The 214-nt window shown below is 82.7% G+C and carries 1 protein-coding gene; it reads left to right on the top strand.

The genetic code is table 11. The features are described 5' to 3' along the window. Positions 1-214, top strand: a 214-nt coding sequence (locus CCN29_RS36285; protein ID WP_442538513.1) for a hypothetical protein, incomplete at both ends; no start/stop codon positions are given.

Raw genomic sequence — 214 nt, 5'->3', positions numbered from 1 at the left:
CGGCTGCTCGACCGGGCGGCCGTCGACGAGCGCGCCGGCCCGGCGGTGACCGTACGGGCCGCACTGGTGCGGGCGCGGGCCGCCGACCGGGCGGGCGACACCGCCGCGGCACGGCGCCTCGTCACCCGCGCGGTGCGGGAGGCCCACCGGGAGGGCCTGCGACGGCCCCTCACCGAGGCCGGGGCCTGGATCCGCCCCTACCTCACGGCCACCC

Source organism: Streptomyces pseudogriseolus (assembly GCA_002154585.1).
GTDB lineage: Bacteria > Actinomycetota > Actinomycetes > Streptomycetales > Streptomycetaceae > Streptomyces > Streptomyces pseudogriseolus.
The sequence above is the reverse complement of the archived record's forward strand: the minus strand, read 5'-3'. Positions and strand labels throughout refer to the sequence as shown.